Raw genomic sequence first — 19,474 nt, forward strand, 5'->3', positions numbered from 1 at the left:
AAGAAGGCATCAAGAAAGGCATGTACCTGCTCGAAGAAGACACCCGCGATGCGGCGCACCACGTACAGCTGATGGGCTCCGGCACCATCCTGCGTGAAGTCCGTGAAGCGGCGAAGATCCTGCGTGAAGAGTTCAACGTTGGCGCTGACGTGTGGAGCGTTACCAGCTTCAACGAACTGCGTCGCGACGGCCTCGCTGTCGAGCGCAGCAACCGTCTGAAGCCGGGCCAGAAGCCTAAGCTGAGCTACGTCGAAGAGTGCCTGAACGGCCGTAAAGGTCCGGTCATCGCCTCTACCGACTACATGAAGCTGTTCGCCGAGCAGATCCGTCAGTGGGTACCGTCGAAGGAATTCAAAGTCCTCGGCACCGATGGTTTCGGCCGCAGCGACAGCCGCAAGAAACTGCGTCATTTCTTCGAAGTTGACCGTCATTTCGTGGTGTTGGCAGCCCTGGAAGCACTGGCTGACCGTGGTGATATCGAACCTAAGGTTGTGGCTGAAGCCATCACCAAGTTCGGCATCGACCCGGAAAAACGCAACCCACTGGACTGCTGAGGAGACATTTTGTGAGCGAACTCATTCGCGTACCTGACATCGGCAGCGGTGAAGGTGAAGTAATTGAACTGTTTGTGAAGGTCGGCGACCGTATCGAAGCCGACCAGAGCATCCTGACCCTGGAATCGGACAAGGCCAGCATGGAAGTGCCGGCCCCGAAAGCCGGCGTCATCAAAAGCCTGAAAGTGAAGCTGGGCGACCGTCTGAAAGAAGGCGACGAACTGCTTGAGCTGGAAGTCGAGGGCGCCGCTGAAGCGGCCCCTGCTCCGGCTGCTGCACCGGCTAAAAAGGCTGAAGAGAAACCGGCCGCCGCTCCTGCTGCTGCCGCGCCAGCCGCTGCCCCTGCTGCCGCTTCGGTTCAGCAAGTGCACGTGCCGGACATCGGTTCGTCGGGCAAGGCACAGATCATCGAGATTCAGGTCAAGGTCGGCGACACCGTCGAAGCTGATCAATCGCTGATCACGCTGGAATCCGACAAGGCGAGCATGGAAATCCCGTCGCCTGCCGCTGGCGTGGTCAAGGCCATCAGCGTCAAGCTCAACGACGAAGTCGGCACTGGCGACCTGATTCTGGATCTGGAAGTGGCGGGTGCTGCGGCCCCTGCTGCGGCCGCTCCGGCTCAGGCTGCTGCACCGGCCGCCGCCGCTGCGCCTGCTCCGGCAGCCGCGCCAGCCGCTCCGGTTGCTGACAGCGTTCAGGACATCCACGTTCCGGACATCGGTTCGTCGGGCAAAGCCAAGATCATCGAAGTGTTGGTCAAGGCTGGCGACACCGTTGAAGCTGACCAGTCGCTGATCACCCTGGAATCCGACAAGGCGAGCATGGAAATTCCATCGCCTGCCGCTGGCGTGGTGGAAAGCGTTTCCATCAAGCTGGATGACGAAGTCGGTACCGGCGACCTGATTCTGAAGCTGAAAGTCAAAGGCGCGGCCCCTGCTGCTGCCCCGGCGCCAGCTGCCGCCGCTGCTGCTCCGAGCGCTCCGGCACCTGCCACTGCTGCTCCGGCTGCCGCTGCACCTGCTGCCGCTCCAGCCGCCCCGGCCAAGCCGGGCGCCAAAGTTCACGCCGGCCCAGCCGTGCGTCAACTGGCCCGTGAGTTCGGCGTTGAGCTGAACGCTGTCGGCGCCAGCGGCCCGCACGGTCGTATCTTGAAAGAAGACGTGCAGGTTTACGTCAAAGCGATGATGCAGAAGGCCAAGGAAGCACCGGCCGCTGCTGCTGGCGCAACCGGTGGCGCGGGCATCCCGCCGATTCCGGTCGTCGACTTCAGCCGTTTCGGCGAAATCGAAGAAGTGCCGATGACTCGCCTGATGCAGATCGGCGCGTCGAGCCTGCACCGCAGCTGGCTGAACATCCCGCACGTGACTCAGTTCGATTCGGCTGATATCACCGAGCTGGAAGCCTTCCGCGTGGCACAGAAAGCCGTTGCAGAGAAGGCCGGCGTCAAGCTGACCATCCTGCCGCTGCTGCTCAAGTCGTGCGCGCACATGCTCAAGGAGCTGCCGGACTTCAACAGTTCGCTGGCGCCAAGCGGCAAAGCGATCATCCGCAAGAAGTACATCAACATCGGCTTCGCCGTCGACACTCCGGATGGCCTGCTGGTACCGGTCATCAAGAACGTCGACCAGAAGAGCCTGCTGCAACTGGCAGCCGAAGCCGCTGCGCTGGCCGCCAAAGCCCGCGACAAGAAGCTCACCGCTGACGACATGCAAGGCGCCTGCTTCACCATTTCCAGCCTCGGCCACATTGGCGGCACCGGCTTCACGCCGATCGTCAACGCGCCGGAAGTGGCGATCCTCGGTGTTTCCAAGGCAACCATTCAGCCAGTCTGGGACGGCAAAGCCTTCCAGCCGAAACTGATGCTGCCGCTGTCGTTGTCCTACGATCACCGTGTGATCAACGGCGCCGCTGCCGCACGCTTCACCCAGCGTCTGGGCAGCCTGCTGGCGGACATCCGCACCATCCTGCTGTAATCCCAGGTGGCCCTCCAGCAATGGAGGGCAGCTTGTGTTTCACGTTTTCGAGCGCCACACGCTCGTACCTCAACCCCGTCAGTTTGACGGGGCTTTTTTTTGCCTGAAATTCGTCTCTTATACTTTTCCCACACATTGCGCTGACATCGGCTACAGCCCGAGTCAACTTCGTGCCGATCTTTTTATCCAAACGCCAACTAGTCTTGGCACAGCACAGTCAAACTACCTTTTAGTTTTATCTGACACTCATTCGAATGGATTCGAACATGTTAAAACCGACTATCGGCCCGATTATTGGCCACGTTACAACTAACCAGGCGCGGATATTTATTCGCGGCGAGTTTCAAAAAGATCTTCAGGTGTTCGCCGGCATTCGTTATCGGGCCAGCGACACGCAACAATGGACTAGAGGCATTTTTGCCAAACTCGACGAATCTCGCGACATGTCCAATGTGATCGCACTTAATAACTTGGATGAAGACACCGAGTACGAATATCAAACCGGCTGGTTCAGCCCGATGAGTCCGGTACACACCGTCGACAGTGTCGCTGAACTGCCGCTGCAATGGCCGCGCGAGACTCACCGTTTTCGCACCCGCTCCGGCGAACCATTGCAGCCGCGCGCCTACATCGTTGGTTCGTGCCGTTACCTGCGCATGACGGCGGGTGTTGCGGTGCTGCCGCAGTTGGGTGACCGAATCTTTGCTTCAATCCGTCAATTGATCGAAGGGATACAACCGTCCATCAGTGCAATGCTGATGACCGGCGATCAGATCTATGTCGACGATCTCAACTTGATTGCGCCTGATCACGAATACAAAGATATTCTCGCAAAGTACCGCGCAGCTTTTTCGCAACCCAACATAAAGCGCTTAATGTCGGAAACTTCGACGTATATGATTCTCGATGACCATGAAATCGAGGACAACTGGCCAGCGAATGCCGAAGCAGGTGACGACGCGTTATATAACAACGCCACCAAAGCCTATGAACTGTATCAAGCCAGCCATAGCCCGGCCTGTTCTTTGGCAACTAACGGCCAAGTTGATCATTCATCTATCCAGCATTACTGGTATCAATTCAGCGACGGCGATCTCGAATGGTTTGTCACCGATAGCCGCACCCGACGCAACTTGTCGGCCGATGATCGACGCATCCTCGACGTCGAACAGGAGCAAGCGCTGCTGGACTGGCTGATCAACAGCACGGCGCGGGTCAAATTCGTCGTCACCAGCGTGATGTTCTACCCGGACGGCAAAGGTCTTGGCGAAGATGCGTGGAAAGCCTTTCCGGAGCAGCGTCTGCGCTTGCTGGAAACCATTCGTACCCGGCGGATCAGCAATGTCATCTTTATTTCCGGCGACGTGCATGGCTCGATGACTGCACGTCTGACGCACAGTGAAGATCCTGATTTCGAAGTGCACACCGTGGTGTCATCGCCGCTGTGCAACAGCAAACTGCTGCCGTATGCCAAGGCATCCACGTTCATTCTGGATCAGCCACTGGTGCGCACGGCGGCGGGCGATTATGTGCATGAGTTGACCAGCGAGGTGATCAGTCAGGACAACTTTGCGCACATGGTGGTCGAGGCTGAGCGGATTGTGGTGAATTACCATGATCGCGATGGGAAGCCATTGCAGTCGATTGCGATAGATCTGCGCTAAACCTTAAAAGATCGCAGCCTTCGGCAGCTCCTACAAGGATCGTATTTCCCTGCAAATGCGTACGCTGGCTGCGATCTTTTGCTGTTTTCAAATAGACGCTGGAGAAATGTTCACTCCAGCCGACATATTCTTATAGCACTTGGCCTTCATCACTCTTGTCAGTCAGTGCTGCAATGATGCAACCTTGCCGCAGGCAACGTTTAAGAGGGCGAGAGCCCGGCGCGTTCAGCATATTTCCAAGCGAGTTCCCTTCATGAAGAGCCAACCCGATGCCGCCAGCCGTATGGTGGCCGAGGTAGTGACGCAGTTGCCTGTGCCCTCGCGGCTCGGCATGCTGCGTTTCGAGCGCTTGAATGAAGCCAGTTGGGCGATGCTCTTTCTCGATCCGAATTGCGAACGCCAGTTCGGCCAGCCCGCTGTCGAGCTGTGCGCTCTGGTCGGCTCGCCTTACGCCAGCCTGATGGAGCCGGAAGCGCGCTATCAACTGCACGACGCGATCCAGCAACAACTCGGCGCCAGCCCGCATTATCTGGTGCGTTACACCCTGCACACCCCGGCCGGCGCGCTGAATATTCTTGAACTGGGCGAAGCCTACAAACAACACAATCGCCACCTGCTGCGCGGCTATCTGCTGGCGGTCGATGACGTCTTCGACGATGCGCCGCTGCAACCCTCGGTCGATCTCGAAACCCAAAATTCGCGCCTGCAAATCGCCCTCGAACTGAATCAGCGCGCGCAGCAGGAACAACTGCTGCATCTGGAGCGTGTCCGCGCCCAGCAGGATTTGATTCTGCTGCTCGCCCGTCAGCGCTACAGCACGCACAATTCCTTGCAGGAAGCCGCCGAACTGATCACCCGCTGCGCCTGCGATATCTATGAAATCGACTGCGCCAGCCTGTGGAACCTCGAAGGCCAGCAACTGGTGCCGATCTCGGCGTACCACCGCACGACGCAGGACTACATCCTGCCGGACGTGATCGACGTCAGCACCTTTCCCGATTACATGGAAGCGTTGCAGAGCAGCCGCGCCATCGATGCGCACAACGCGATGCGTGACCCGCGTACCCGCGAAATGGCCGAAGCCCTGCGCCCGCGCGACGTCAATGCGATGCTCGACGCCAGTATCCGTGTCGATGGCCAGGTCGTCGGCGTGTTGTGTCTGGAACAAACCGGCGTCACTCGCGCCTGGCAGTCCGACGAAATCGCTTTCGCCGGCGAGTTGGCCGACCAGTTCGCGCAAGTCATCAACAACCACAACCGCCGCACCGCCACCAGCGCCCTGCACCTGTTCCAGCGTGCGGTCGAGCAAAGCGCCAACGCGTTTTTGCTGGTCAATTGCGACGGCGTGGTCGAGTACGTCAACCCGAGCTTTACCGCGATCACCCAGTACACCACCGAGGAAGTCCACGGCCAGCGACTGTCCGAGTTGCCGGCGCTGGAAAACCTTAGCGAGCTGCTGTTCGATGCCCCTTCCGCACTGGCCAAGAGCAACAGTTGGCAGGGCGAATTCAAGAGCCGCCGGAAAAACCTCGAACCGTACTGGGGCCAGTTGTCGATCTCCAAGGTCTACGGTGACAACCGTGAGCTGACGCACTACATCGGCATCTACGAAGACATCACCCAGACCAAGCTCGCGCAACAGCGCATCGAGCGCCTGGCCTACACCGACAACCTGACCAACCTCGGTAACCGCCCGGCGTTTATCCGCAATCTGGACGAACGCTTCGCCCGGGATAGCGATACCCCGATCAGCCTGTTGCTGGTCGACATCGACAACTTCAAGCGCATCAACGACAGCCTCGGCCACCAGACCGGCGACAAACTGCTGATCAGTCTGGCCCGGCGTCTGCGCAACAGCCTCAGCCCGAGTGGCAGCCTCGCGCGATTCGCCAGTAACGAATTTGCCGTACTGCTCGACGACACCGATCTGGCGACCGGTCAGCAGATCGCCAACCAATTGTTGGCGACGCTGGATAAACCGATGTTCGTCGACAACCAGTTGATCAGCGTCACCGGCTCGGTCGGTCTGGCCTGCGCGCCGTTGCACGGCCGCGACCCGCAAACCCTGATGCGTAATGCCGGTCTGGCACTGCATAAGGCCAAGGCCAACGGCAAACACCAGGTGCAAGTCTTCACCGAAGCGCTGAATGCCGAGGCCAGCTACAAACTGTTCGTCGAGAACAACCTGCGCCGCGCCCTCACCCAGAACGAGCTGGACGTGTTCTACCAGCCCAAGTTGTGCCTGCGCAGCGGTCGCTTGCTGGGCATGGAAGCGCTTCTGCGCTGGAATCACCCGGAACGCGGCATGATCCGCCCGGATCAGTTCATCAGCGTCGCCGAAGAGACCGGGCTGATCATTCCGATCGGCAAGTGGATCGCGCGTCAGGCCTGCCGCATGAGTAAAGCGCTGACCGCTGCCGGCATGGGCAATCTGCAAGTGGCGATCAACCTCTCGCCGAAGCAGTTCTCCGACCCGGATCTGGTCGCCTCCATCGCCAACATCCTCAAGGAAGAAGCGCTGCCGGCCCATCTGCTCGAACTGGAACTGACCGAAGGTCTGCTGCTGGAAGCCACTGAAGACACGCACTTGCAGCTTGATCAGCTCAAGCGTCTGGGCCTGACCTTGGCCATGGACGACTTCGGCACCGGTTATTCGTCGCTGAGTTATTTGAAGAAATTCCCGATCGACATCATCAAGATCGATCGCAGCTTTATCCACGAAATCCCCGACAACCAGGACGACATGGAAATCACCTCAGCGGTGATCGCCATGGCGCACAACCTCAAGCTCAAGGTTGTGGCGGAAGGCATCGAGACCGCCGAGCAACTGGCATTCCTCCGTCGCCATCGCTGCGACGTCGGCCAGGGCTACCTGTTCGACCGCCCGATCCCCGGCGGCGAGCTGATTCAGGCGCTGAAACGCTACCCACGCGGTCCGCTCGCCCTCTAACCCCCGCCGCCCTCTCTATGGATGACTTCCTCCTGTGGGAGCGGGCTTGCTCGCGAATGCGGTGCATCAGTCAATATTTCTCTTGCCTGACACACCGCCTTCGCGAGCAAGCCCGCTCCCACAGTTTTGATAGTGCGAAGTCGGGCATCATTGGGCACACTGGCGGTCTGACTTTTTACATCCAACCTGACTGAGAGGACTGATCATGGTTCTGCGCTCGGAAATTCTGGTGAACAAAAACGTGCTTCCAACCAAAGAACAAGCTCTGCCCGGCCGCGAAACCGCGATGACCCTGCCTGAAAAACACTTCGTGTTTGAAGACACCCCGCTGCTCGGCCCGTTTTTTCAGGACGTCGATTTTGCGATCTTCGGTCTCGGTTGCTTCTGGGGTGCAGAACGCCGTTTCTGGCAGCGCGAAGGCGTGGTCAGCACGGTCGTCGGTTACGCTGGCGGCTTCACGCCAAACCCGACCTATGAAGAAGTCTGTTCAGGTCTGACCGGCCACTCCGAAGTGGTGCTGGTGGTGTTCGACAAGGATAAAGTCAGCTACGAAGAGCTGCTGGCGATGTTCTGGGAACTGCACAACCCGACGCAAGGCATGCGTCAGGGCAACGACATCGGCACGCAGTACCGCTCGGTGATCTACGCAACTTCGCCTGAGCATCTGGACGCGGCGCTGAAGAGCAAAGCGGTGTATCAGGCTGAATTGTCGAAGGCTGGCCTGGGTGAAATCAGCACTGAGATCGAACAGGCGCCGACCGTGTACTTCGCCGAGACGTATCACCAGCAGTATCTGGCAAAGAATCCTGAGGGTTACTGCGGGATTGGCGGCACCGGCGTGTGCATGCCACCGAGTCTGGCGGGTAATTAAAGCGTAGAAGCTTCGCGAGCAAGCCCGCTCCCACATTTGAAATGCGTTCCAAATGTGGGAGCGGGCTTGCTCGCGAAGGCGTCCGTTCAGCCACCATCAAACCAACGGATCAGCTCTCGGCAATCAACCAATCCATCTGCCAGCCACCCTGAGTCTGCCCCAGTTTCTTCGACAACCACGGCAGCAACTCACGCAACTCTTCCTCCAGCCCCCACGGCGGATTGGCAATCGCCATCCCCGAACCGTTCAGACTGTTCGGCGTATCCAGCGGATGCACCAGCAACTCCACGCGCAGCAACTTAGGCGCGCCGCTCCCGGCCAGATCCTGATAGAAACGACGCAGCGCACGCTGGTCTTTCACCGGATACCAGATCGCCGCCACCGTTTGGCGCATGCGGCCAATGGCCTCTTTCAACGACGCCGCGCAGCGCTGCATCTCATCAAGCTGTTCGAACGGCGGATCGATCAGCATCACCGCGCGCTTTTCCTGCACCGGCAACATCGCCCGCGCCACATGCCAACCCTCGCCGAGGTGCACTTTGACCCGACGATCACCGGCCATGTTGTCCTTGAGCAGCACGCCGTCCTCCGGGTGCTTCTCGTTGAGCATCACCCGATCCTGCGGCCGCGTCAGACGCCGCGCCAGCTCCGGCGAACCCGGGTAGTAGCGCAACTGGCCATCCGGATTCATCTCGTGCAGCACTTTCATGTAATCGGCGGTCAGCGCCGGCAGATCCGGCTGATCCCACAAGCGCGCGATGCCTTCCAGGTACTCGCCGGTGCGATTCGCCTGATCACCCTGCAAGTCATACAGACCGATGCCGGCGTGGCTGTCGAGATAGGCAAACGGCTGCTCCTTGCGCGACATCAAGGCGATGAGGCGGGTCAAGGTCAGGTGTTTGAACACATCGGCGTGATTGCCGGCATGGAAGGCGTGACGATAATTCATGGCTGCTCCTGCGAAGGGCGCAAAGTTTACCTTTTACCGCGCGGCAAGTCAGGGGTTGGCGGCTGAGCGGACAAATGCGCGCCCTCACCCTAGCCCTCTCCCAGAGGTAGAGGGGACTGATTGAGGTGATCTTGCGGCTTATGTCGACCTGAAAGACCACCGCGATCTCAAGCGTGGCCGGGCAAAGTACGCTGCAGAAGTCGCAAGTCGGCGTACCTCACCCAGCCGACTCGGTCAGTCCCCTCTCCCTCCGGGAGAGGGTTAGGGTGAGGGGCTTCGCTATCATGCAGTTACACTGGCTAACCATGATAGACAGGAAGTCAAAAACTCATGCGACACCCGTTCATCTTCCTACTCGGCGCATTAGGCCCATACCTCGCACTTGCCGACGCAAACCACACCGATCAAGCCCGGCAAACCCTCAAAAATTACGGCTTGAGCCACTGCCTCCTGGCGCCATTCAATAAGCAATCCGCCCTGAGAAAAGACATCGCATTGGCCGCCGGTGCCTACTCGTTCATGGGCAAGGGCATGCACACAGTCCTGCAAAATGAAGACACGCTGCAGGTACTGCACGATCCCTATAACGAGACGAGGAACCATGTGTCTGCGGCGTATGCCCAGACCTCCGCCAACAGCAAATACTCGGATGAAAAAATGGTCTTCCATGCTTGCCTGCAGGTTTACAACTCAGAAGCGTTCGAGCGTTTCATTCGGGCTCAGGATGCTTACATCGTTGTTGATTGAGCCTTTTTGAGAGTCAAAAGATCGCAGCCTTCGGCAGCTCCTACACGGCGATTGATGTAGGAGCTGCCGCAGGCTGCGATCTTTTGATCTTGAGCCGTCAGGACGGCATGCCGCCCAACCTGCGCCCAATCACATCCAGCACATCACAGCCATCGCGCAACGGGATCGCACAGAGCATGGCGAAGTCGCTGAGGATGATCGAGTCGCACTCGACCGAGCCACGCATGCACAGGTTCTCCAACACTTGAACCACGGCGCGGAGGCGGTAGTTGGCGGCGTCCAGGAGGATGTCGAGGGGCGCGTGGGTGTCGACGAACAGGGTGGGCATATCGCTGCAATTGCTGGTCAGGGCCATGAAGCGGTTGGCGGGATGGGGAGTGATCTTTTCGTAGGGTGGATCGGGTTTAAGCCTAGCCATATCAGTTGCACCTCAATAGGTTAAATGAGCCTGCCAATGACCTTCCTACAGGTTTGGGTGGCAGCCGTACGCGAGAGTAGGAAACTGAGAAACCCACCAAACTCAGCTACGCCGAAGCGTTCCCGCGCACGGCCGCCGCAAAAGATATTACGGGCACTAATTTAAGTGCCGTAATCAAACGTCGACGCTGATGCACGGTGAATTTGTCAGGGTTCCTACACCCGCCACCACTCTCGCAGTGACAACGAAAAGACTATCCCTGCAACCCACCGCCCACCAGTTCATGAAAACCGCCGCAACTCGAAGGAAACGTCCGAAGCCTTCGCCCGGAAACCTCACTCCGACTCTGTCAGCAAAAACGCTAATAACGCCGATTGCGTCGAATCTTCCGACGCTGTAACTAGAAAAAACTGGCTGACCTTGCAGCGCAAAACCGGCTCGGGAAATGCCTCGAACAACGCCGGATATTCCTCACTCAGCCACTGCACAGCATTACCGACCTGAACATCAACTCCGTCCGCTGCCAACACCGATTCCGGCACTTTCCACCATGGAAACACCTGCCCGGAAACCAGCGCCTTCCCCCCGACATCAATGGCCTGACCATTAATCAGTCCACGCGAGATCACCGGCAACAGTTGCGCCGCGCTGACCGCCTCGGACTGCAAGATCGGCGACAAAAACCGCCCATCCCAAAACCGGAAAAACACCGCTTTGCCGTCCGGCATCAGCACCTGAGTCAGACTGCGAAAATGCTCAACCACCGCTTCAAGGCTCGCCGAGGAAACCGCCAGCCACCCCCAATCAACAGACTCGGTAGCCGCCACCCAATCGAGAAACTCACTGTCCACAGCGACAATTCCCACGAAGGGCATCACCGCATCCCACTCGGCGTAAATAGTGTCCGCCCAGATTGGGCTCGACGCCCCTTGCCAAGCCGTGGATGGATTGGCGTCGCTGGTTTTGCTGAAAATCGCGAACAATTGCTCCGACGGTTTCAGCGGTACGTTCGCCAGCCACGCCGACGGCGCTAGACATTCAGACGGCACAAACACCCTCCTTACACCGCGCGCACTCTTCGCAGAACGGTGCATCGCCTTTCAGGCTCATGATCTGTGCCGGCGTGAGCATGGCGGCGGGCGCTGCCGCCAGTTTCTCCGGCAACCCCGGCATAACGGGCGCGGCACTCATGGGCACCATCGGTGCGCCACCGACCATGATCGGCACGCTGCTGAAAATTCCCCCGGGGCCGATGTTGATCCACTGCCCACCGGCCTGAATCGTTGCGCTCGCACCACCATCGATGACTACTTGCTGGCCAGCGCTGACATGAAATTGCCCGCTGGCACTGAGCGCCTGACTGCTGACACGAATATGCCGGTCGCCGGTCACGGTCAGGTGATCGTCCTGCCGCACTTCGGTTTGCCGCTGGCCGTGGGTGATGCGTTGTTCATCGGCCTTCAATTCATGCCGCGCGGTGCCGGTGACGACAATGCTGCGCTGGTTATCGACCTGCACCTGTTGATTGTTGAGCACATGCTGCGTCCAGTTGCGCTGGGCGCGCAGGTAGATTTCTTCGGCACCTTTGCGATCCTCGATGCGCAGTTCGTTGTAGCCGCCACCGCCGGGACTGCTCTGGCTGCGGAAGATGCTGCGGGTTTTGTCGGCGGGCAGATCCAGTGGCACTGGCGTCGCGGCATTTGGCAGGCAGCCCATGACCAGCGGTTTGTCGGCATCGGCGTCGATGAAACCGACCAACACCTCCATGCCGACTCGCGGGATCAGCACGCTGCCATAACCGTCGTGGGCCCAGCCGCTGGCGACACGCAGCCAGCAACTGGAATGTTCGTTCAACTCACCATCACGATCCCAGGCCAGTTGCACCTTGACCCGACCGTACTCGTCGCAATGGATTTCCATGTCTTTCGGGCCCGTGACGACGGCCGGTTGATAACCGAGCATGCGCGGTTTTTCCGGGCCCAGCGCCGGACGAAAGAACACGTCCCACGGCGTGGCGAGAAAGGTATTACGGTAACCCTGGAAACCTTCCCCATCGCTGGTCGCCGTTTCTTCCAGCACTTGCGGCTGTCGGCCGTGGTGCTCGACGGCAGTCAGCAGCCACAGGTCATTCCAGTCTTGGCGCGGATGGTCGGCCAGTTGCAGGAAATGTCCGCACACCAAGGAGGATTCGTCGCTGAGGCCCTCGGCTTGACGGTAATCGGAGACATGCTGTTCAAGTGCGCGCTGGGCGAGGTGCTTGCCGGTTTCACGATCTTTGAATTGGCCGGGAAAGTGATAGTCCTCCAGCACCGGGCGCTGCTCACTGTCGATGCGACTTTCCAGTTGCAGACGCGGTTTTACGAAGTTGTAGTCGCGCCGGGTGACCACGCTGGTACGGGTTTCCACACGAACGTTGAAGCGCTTGATCACCGGCGCCGCACTGAGCATGCCGCTGCCGGGCAGATACAAGGTCGGCTCGGCGAGCTTGGGGAAAACGGTCTGGTCGTCACCGAACACCAACAAGTGCCCTTCGAGGCTGTGCTGAAAGTGATAATGGATGCCGACTTCCGCACACAGACGCTGGATGAACGCCAGATCACTCTCCCCGTACTGCACGCAATATTCACGCACCGGGTAATCGCTGCCGAGGCGGAATTCGAAGGCATCGCGCAGGATCGAGTGATCCTTGAGGATTTGCTCAACGATTTGCGGCACGCTGAGATGCTGAAAAATACGCTGATTGATGCGGTGCCCGAGGTAGGTCAGACGTGGGACCAGGCTGAGGTGATAGCGCGTCAGACGTTTCCCGGAATCGCCCTGCCCGACCTGATAAATCTGACCGTGAATGCCGGAGCCGTCAGCATCAAAACTCAGAAAAGCCTGACAGTGCAGCATACTTTCGAGATCCAGATCGGGTCGTTCACTGACCAGTTCCAGCTCAAAACGAAAGGGTTGGCTGATGGCTTCCTTGCCCGTGAACTCAAGGACTTTGAGGTCAATTTGGGCGCCTTCGAGGGTCAACGTGAAACGCGGTTGATTGGCAGGCGCGAACATCCGATGTGTCTCTGCAGAGTGAGGGCGGGCGATTCTGCATGAGGGGCAAGGGGTGTTGAGTGGGGGACGGAAAAATCAGATTTGCCCTACTTCTGTTGTCGAAAAACCCACAGAAAATTGGCGCAAACGACTACAGACAAATCCCTAAACCCCACAGCAGATCCCTGTAGGAGTGAGCCTGCTCGCGATGGCGTTGTGTCATATGACATCAATGTTGAATGTCAGACCGCTATCGCGAGCAGGCTCACTCCTACAAGGATCTGCGGTGAATAAGAAATCACAGGCACAAAAAAACGGCCCGTCTCCTGTAGGAAACGGGCCGTTTTCAGGTGAGCCGTAGCTCAGCGCATTACTTGTTCAGATTGAAGTCTTTTTCCGCTGCCTCGAAGCGCTCAACCATGCTGCGAGTCGGTTCGCCCGCCTTGCTGACAAAGTAGATCGCCAGGCTGGCGAAGATGAAACCCGGGATGATTTCGTACAGACCCAGCAGTTCGAAATGCTTCCAGACCACCACGGTGACGGCACCAACCACGATACCGGCCAGTGCGCCGTTGCGGGTCATGTCTTTCCAGATCACCGAGATCAGCACAACCGGACCGAACGCAGCACCGAAACCGGCCCAAGCGTAGGACACCAGGCCCAGTACGCGGTTTTCCGGGTTGGCCGCCAGTGCGATGGCGATCAACGCAACCAACAGCACCATGGCGCGACCGACCCAGACCAGCTCCAGTTGCGAGGCCGATTTACGCAGGAAGGTTTTGTAGAAGTCTTCGGTCAGGGCGCTCGAGCACACCAGCAACTGGCAGCTCAGGGTGCTCATCACCGCAGCCAGAATGGCCGACAGCAGTACACCGGCAATCCATGGGTTGAAGAGGATTTTCGCCAGCTCGATGAACACACGCTCGTGGTTCTCGGTGACAGGGCCGGCCAGTTCCGGGTGCGCCGAGAAGTACGCGATACCGAAGAAGCCGACGGCCACGGTGCCGCCCAGGCACAGGATCATCCAGGTCATGGAAATGCGACGCGCCTTGGCGATCGATTTCACCGAGTCCGCCGCCATGAAACGCGCGAGGATGTGCGGCTGGCCGAAGTAGCCCAGACCCCAGCCCATCAGCGAGATGATGCCGATGAAAGTAGTGCCTTTGAGCATGTCGAAGTTGCTTGGATCTTGCGCTTCGATGGCCAGGAACGTGGTGTCGACGCCGCCGGTGGCCAGCAGCACGATGATCGGCGTGAGGATCAGCGCGAAAATCATCAGGGTCGCTTGAACCGTGTCAGTCCAGCTTACCGCGAGGAAACCGCCGATAAAGGTGTAGGCAATTGTCGCCGCAGCACCGGCCCACAGCGCCGTCTCGTAGGACATGCCGAAGGTGCTTTCGAACAGACGGGCGCCGGCAACGATGCCGGAAGCGCAATAGATGGTGAAGAACACCAGAATCACGATCGCCGAAATAATGCGCAGCAGGCCGCTTTTGTCTTCGAAACGGCTGGCGAAGTAGTCCGGCAGGGTCAGGGCGTCGCCGTTGTGCTCGGTCTGCACACGCAAACGGCCGGCAACGAACAGCCAGTTCAGGTAAGCACCGACGATCAGGCCGATGGCGATCCAGCTTTCGGACAAACCGGACATGTAGATGGCGCCTGGCAGGCCCATCAACAACCAGCCACTCATGTCGGACGCACCGGCGGATAGCGCGGTGACGACGCTACCCAGGCTGCGGCCGCCCAGAATGTAGTCAGAAAGGTTGTTGGTGGAGCGATAGGCCATCAAGCCGATCAGCACCATTGCTGCGATGTAGATCACGAACGTGATCAAGGTTGGATTGCTAACGCTCATTAAGTTACGCCCTGGCTTTGTTTTTATGTAGCGGCGGTGATGAACCGCGCGCAAACGACGACGTTTGGCAGACGATTCGGGATCCCGCGCATTTAGGACTGATGTTTCCCCAGGAAAGCCATCAGCCGATACACCGGACTATTTTCCCGGTTGCACCTTGGGCGCGAATCCTATGCAACAAAGCAAAAGAGGTGCAACCAGTTTCGTGAGAATAAGTTGCACCTAGTCGGTTTTATCGACAATCACCGCGTTTTTGCTCCCTTTTGTGGCAGTCATGGCCATTTGCTAGAAGCAAAAGCACCAAGCAGGAGCAGTACTTTCGTACCAGAAAATAATTCCTGACGAGCTGCTTATTATTCCGGCAAAAAAAGGGTTGCACCCGGTTGCACCTCTTTCGGCGCACGGCTAATCTTGCGGCCAGCTGATGCCACGCAACTGTGGCAACCATGAGGATAAAAATATGGCTACCACCACCCTTGGGGTCAAACTCGATGACCCGACCCGCGAGCGCCTGAAGGCTGCCGCGACCTCGATTGATCGCACACCGCACTGGCTGATCAAGCAGGCAATTTTCAATTACCTGGAGAAACTCGAGGGTGGTGCAACCCTGACCGAGCTGAACGGTCTGACCGCCAAGGACGCCGACGAGGCGGGCGAAGTCCACAACGATCACGCTCACCAGTGCTTCCTTGAATTCGCTGAAAGCATCCTGCCGCAGTCCGTTCTGCGCGCTTCGATCACTGCCGCTTACCGTCGCCCTGAGCCGGAAGTCGTGCCGATGCTGATCGAACAGGCTCGCCTGCCGGTCGCCATGGCTGAAGCCACCAACAAACTCGCCGCCTCCATCGCGGAAAAACTGCGTAACCAGAAAAGTGCCGGCGGTCGTGCGGGCATTGTTCAGGGTCTGCTGCAGGAATTTTCCTTGTCGTCCCAGGAAGGCGTGGCGCTGATGTGCCTGGCCGAAGCGCTGCTGCGTATCCCGGACAAGGGCACTCGTGATGCGTTGATCCGCGACAAGATCAGCACCGGCAACTGGCACCCGCATTTGGGCAACAGCCCGTCGCTGTTCGTTAACGCCGCGACTTGGGGCCTGCTGCTGACCGGTAAACTGGTCTCGACCCACAACGAAGCCGGTCTGACTTCGTCGCTGAGCCGCATCATCGGCAAGAGCGGCGAGCCGATGATCCGCAAGGGCGTCGACATGGCTATGCGCCTGATGGGCGAGCAGTTCGTCACCGGCGAAACCATCGCCGAAGCGCTGGCCAATGCGAGCAAGTTTGAAGCCAAGGGCTTCCGTTATTCCTACGACATGCTCGGTGAAGCGGCCCTGACCGAACACGACGCGCAGAAGTACCTGGCGTCGTACGAACAAGCCATTCACTCGATCGGCAAAGCGTCCCACGGTCGTGGGATTTATGAAGGCCCGGGCATTTCCATCAAGCTGTCGGCACTGCACCCGCGTTACAGCCGCGCGCAATACGAGCGTGTGATGGACGAGCTGTACCCGCGTCTGCTGTCGCTGACCCTGCTGGCCAAGCAATACGACATCGGCCTGAACATCGACGCCGAAGAAGCCGACCGCCTCGAACTGTCGCTGGATCTGCTTGAGCGCCTGTGCTTCGAGCCGCAACTGACTGGCTGGAACGGCATTGGTTTCGTCATTCAGGCTTATCAGAAACGTTGCCCATACGTGATCGACTACGTGATCGATCTGGCCCGTCGCAGCCGTCATCGCCTGATGATCCGTCTGGTGAAAGGCGCGTACTGGGACAGCGAAATCAAACGCGCCCAGGTCGAAGGCCTGGAAGGCTATCGGTCTACACCCGCAAGGTGTACACCGACGTTTCCTACATCGCTTGCGCACGCAAACTGCTGTCGGTGCCGGAAGTCATCTACCCGCAGTTCGCCACGCACAACGCCCATACCCTGTCGGCGATTTACCACATTGCCGGTCAGAACTATTACCCCGGCCAGTACGAATTCCAGTGCCTGCACGGCATGGGCGAACCGCTCTACGAACAGGTTGTAGGCAAAGTTTCCGAAGGCAAGCTGAACCGTCCGTGCCGCGTGTACGCGCCGGTCGGTACTCACGAAACCCTGCTCGCCTACCTCGTACGTCGCTTGCTGGAAAACGGCGCGAACACTTCGTTCGTCAACCGTATTGCCGATCAGTCGATTTCGATTCAGGAATTGGTGGCCGATCCAGTGGCGCAGATCGAGCAGATGGCGACCGTGGAAGGGGGTTTCGGCCTGCCGCACCCGCGCATTCCGCTGCCGCGTGACCTGTACGGTGCCGAACGTGCCAACTCCAGCGGCATCGACATGGCCAACGAACACCGTCTGGCTTCGCTGTCCTGCGCCCTGCTCGCCACTGCCCACACCGACTGGAAAGCTGCGCCGATGCTCGGTTGCGCTTCCAGCACTGAAACTCCGGCAGCCGTGCTGAACCCGGCAGATCACCGTGATGTGGTCGGTCACGTTCAAGAAGCCACTGTCGAAGACGTCGACAACGCCATTCAATGCGCGCTGAACGCTGCACCGATCTGGCAGGCCACCCCGCCCGCCGAGCGTGCAGCGATTCTGGAACGTGCCGCTGACTTGATGGAAGGCGAGATCCAGCCACTGATGGGCCTGTTGGCTCGCGAAGCCGGCAAGACCTTCGCCAACGCCATCGCCGAAGTCCGCGAAGCCGTCGACTTCCTGCGTTATTACGCGGTGCAGGCGCGCAACGATTTCAGCAACGACGCCCACCGTCCATTGGGCCCAGTCGTGTGCATCAGCCCGTGGAACTTCCCGCTGGCGATCTTCAGCGGCCAAGTCGCTGCGGCATTGGCTGCCGGTAACCCGGTATTGGCCAAACCGGCTGAACAAACCCCGTTGGTCGCCGCGCAAGCCGTGCGCTTGCTGCTCGAAGCTGGCATCCCGGAAGGCGTGCTGCAATTGCTGCCGGGTCGCGGTGAAACCGTCGGCGCCGGTCTGGTTGGCGATGAGCGCGTCAAAGGCGTGATGTTCACCGGCTCCACCGAAGTCGCACGTCTGCTGCAACGCAACATCGCTGGCCGTCTCGACAGCCAGGGCCGCCCGATTCCGCTGATCGCCGAAACCGGCGGGCAGAACGCAATGATCGTCGACTCTTCGGCACTGACCGAACAGGTCGTCATCGACGTAGTTTCATCGGCCTTCGACAGCGCTGGTCAGCGTTGCTCGGCGCTGCGGGTCCTGTGCCTGCAGGAAGATTCCGCGGATCGTGTCATCGAAATGCTCAAAGGCGCGATGGCCGAAAGCCGTCTCGGCAACCCGGAGCGCCTGTCTGTGGACATCGGCCCGGTGATCGACGCCGAAGCCAAGGCTGGCATCGACAAGCATATCCAGGGCATGCGCGACAAAGGTCGCAACGTTTACCAAGTGGCGATCGCTGACACTGAAGAAGTCAAACGCGGCACCTTCGTCATGCCGACCCTGATCGAACTGGAAAGCTTCGACGAGCTGCAACGCGAGATCTTCGGCCCGGTGCTGCACGTGGTGCGCTACAAGCGTAAAGAGATCGATCAACTGATCGCTCAGATCAACGCTTCTGGTTATGGCCTGACGCTGGGCGTGCACACGCGGATCGACGAGACCATCGCCAAGGTGATCGACAACGTCAACGCCGGTAACGTCTACGTCAACCGCAACATCGTTGGCGCTGTGGTCGGCGTGCAGCCATTCGGCGGCGAAGGCCTGTCGGGTACCGGCCCGAAGGCCGGTGGCCCGCTGTACCTGTACCGTTTGCTGGCGACACGTCCTACGGATGCCATCGAACAATCCTTCGCTCGCGGTGATGCTGTTGTCGCCCCGGACGTTCGTTTGCGCGACGCCATGAGCAAACCGCTGAACGCCTTGAAAGCCTGGGCTGAAAGCAACAAGTACGCCGACCTGAGCACCCTGTGCGTGCAGTACGCGGCGCAATCGCAGAGCGGCATCACCCGTGTGCTGGCCGGCCCGACCGGCGAGAAAAACAGCTACGCCATTCTGCCGCGCGAGCACGTGCTGTGCCTGGCGGAGGTTGAAGGTGATTTGCTGACGCAACTGGCGGCGGTGCTGGCGGTAGGCGGTTCGGCAGTGTGGCCGGAGTCCGACATCAGCAAGGCATTGTTCGCACGTCTGCCGAAGGAAATTCAGGCGCGGATCAAGCTGGTTGCCGACTGGAACAAAGACGAAGTGGTGTTCGATGCGGTTCTGCATCACGGCCATTCCGACCAGTTACGCGGCGTTTGCCAGCAGATTGCCAAGCGTGCGGGCGCCATCGTTGGGGTTCAGGGTTTGTCCCAGGGCGAGACCAACATTGCCCTGGAGCGTCTGGTGATCGAGCGCGCGTTGAGCGTTAACACTGCGGCGGCGGGTGGTAATGCCAGCTTGATGACGATCGGCTAAACCGCTGTAACTCCAGGCGACCGCAATGGTCGCCTGGAATGTAGACC

The 19,474-nt window shown here is 59.2% G+C and carries 11 protein-coding genes and 1 pseudogene; 7 read left to right on the plus strand and 5 right to left on the minus strand.

The features are described 5' to 3' along the window. The 5 genes from ACIP1X_RS11495 to msrA form a co-directional block, all read left to right on the plus strand. The coding region (locus tag ACIP1X_RS11495) for a transketolase-like TK C-terminal-containing protein (protein WP_400752080.1) at window positions 1-554 on the plus strand (554 nt) is incomplete at its 5' end. 11 nt (window positions 555-565) lie between these two features. Beyond that, complete coding sequence (gene aceF, locus ACIP1X_RS11500) at window positions 566-2,527, plus strand: dihydrolipoyllysine-residue acetyltransferase (protein WP_400752083.1); 1,962 nt, start codon at window positions 566-568, stop codon at window positions 2,525-2,527. Window positions 2,528-2,793: 266 nt separating this feature from the next. Then, window positions 2,794-4,191: an alkaline phosphatase D family protein gene (locus tag ACIP1X_RS11505; RefSeq protein WP_400752085.1), complete on the plus strand. Its 1,398-nt coding sequence runs from the start codon at window positions 2,794-2,796 to the stop codon at window positions 4,189-4,191. Window positions 4,192-4,444: 253 nt separating this feature from the next. After that, complete coding sequence (locus ACIP1X_RS11510; protein ID WP_400752088.1) at window positions 4,445-7,141, plus strand: putative bifunctional diguanylate cyclase/phosphodiesterase; 2,697 nt, start codon at window positions 4,445-4,447, stop codon at window positions 7,139-7,141. A gap of 205 nt (window positions 7,142-7,346) precedes the next feature. Further along, window positions 7,347-8,012 (plus strand): peptide-methionine (S)-S-oxide reductase MsrA, encoded by a 666-nt coding sequence (msrA, locus tag ACIP1X_RS11515; RefSeq protein ID WP_053116709.1) that lies wholly within the window; start codon window positions 7,347-7,349, stop codon window positions 8,010-8,012. 109 nt (window positions 8,013-8,121) lie between these two features. Here msrA and ACIP1X_RS11520 read toward each other — a convergent pair whose 3' ends face one another. Next, entirely contained in the window at window positions 8,122-8,961 is an 840-nt protein-coding gene (locus ACIP1X_RS11520; RefSeq protein WP_053116708.1) for a 23S rRNA (adenine(2030)-N(6))-methyltransferase RlmJ, read from the minus strand. 330 nt (window positions 8,962-9,291) lie between these two features. Between ACIP1X_RS11520 and ACIP1X_RS11525 the strand changes: the two genes are divergently transcribed. Further along, on the plus strand, window positions 9,292-9,708 hold the full coding sequence (locus ACIP1X_RS11525) for a hypothetical protein (protein WP_400752091.1): 417 nt from the start codon (window positions 9,292-9,294) through the stop codon (window positions 9,706-9,708). Window positions 9,709-9,805: 97 nt separating this feature from the next. Here ACIP1X_RS11525 and ACIP1X_RS11530 read toward each other — a convergent pair whose 3' ends face one another. The 4 genes from ACIP1X_RS11530 to putP form a co-directional block, all read right to left on the minus strand. Then, on the minus strand, window positions 9,806-10,126 hold the full coding sequence (locus tag ACIP1X_RS11530) for a hypothetical protein (protein ID WP_400752094.1): 321 nt from the start codon (window positions 10,124-10,126) through the stop codon (window positions 9,806-9,808). A 335-nt stretch (window positions 10,127-10,461) separates the two neighbouring features. Continuing rightward, window positions 10,462-11,175: a DUF4123 domain-containing protein gene (locus tag ACIP1X_RS11535; RefSeq protein ID WP_400752096.1), complete on the minus strand. Its 714-nt coding sequence runs from the start codon at window positions 11,173-11,175 to the stop codon at window positions 10,462-10,464. After that, a complete protein-coding gene (locus ACIP1X_RS11540; protein ID WP_400752098.1) occupies window positions 11,165-13,180 on the minus strand; it encodes a type VI secretion system tip protein VgrG in 2,016 nt (671 codons plus the stop codon). The genes ACIP1X_RS11535 and ACIP1X_RS11540 overlap by 11 nt, the downstream gene beginning before the upstream one ends. 349 nt (window positions 13,181-13,529) lie before the next feature. After that, window positions 13,530-15,014 carry a sodium/proline symporter PutP gene (putP, locus tag ACIP1X_RS11545; protein WP_400752101.1) on the minus strand — a complete coding sequence of 495 codons (1,485 nt, stop codon included), beginning with the start codon at window positions 15,012-15,014 and terminating at the stop codon, window positions 13,530-13,532. Between the two features lie 460 nt (window positions 15,015-15,474). On the opposite strand from putP, the pseudogene putA reads away from it, so the two are divergent. Then, window positions 15,475-19,427: pseudogene (gene putA, locus ACIP1X_RS11550) on the plus strand (trifunctional transcriptional regulator/proline dehydrogenase/L-glutamate gamma-semialdehyde dehydrogenase). Window positions 19,428-19,474: the final 47 nt, after the last annotated feature.

Source organism: Pseudomonas sp. NPDC088885, assembly GCF_044750025.1.
Taxonomy (GTDB): domain Bacteria; phylum Pseudomonadota; class Gammaproteobacteria; order Pseudomonadales; family Pseudomonadaceae; genus Aquipseudomonas; species Aquipseudomonas rustica.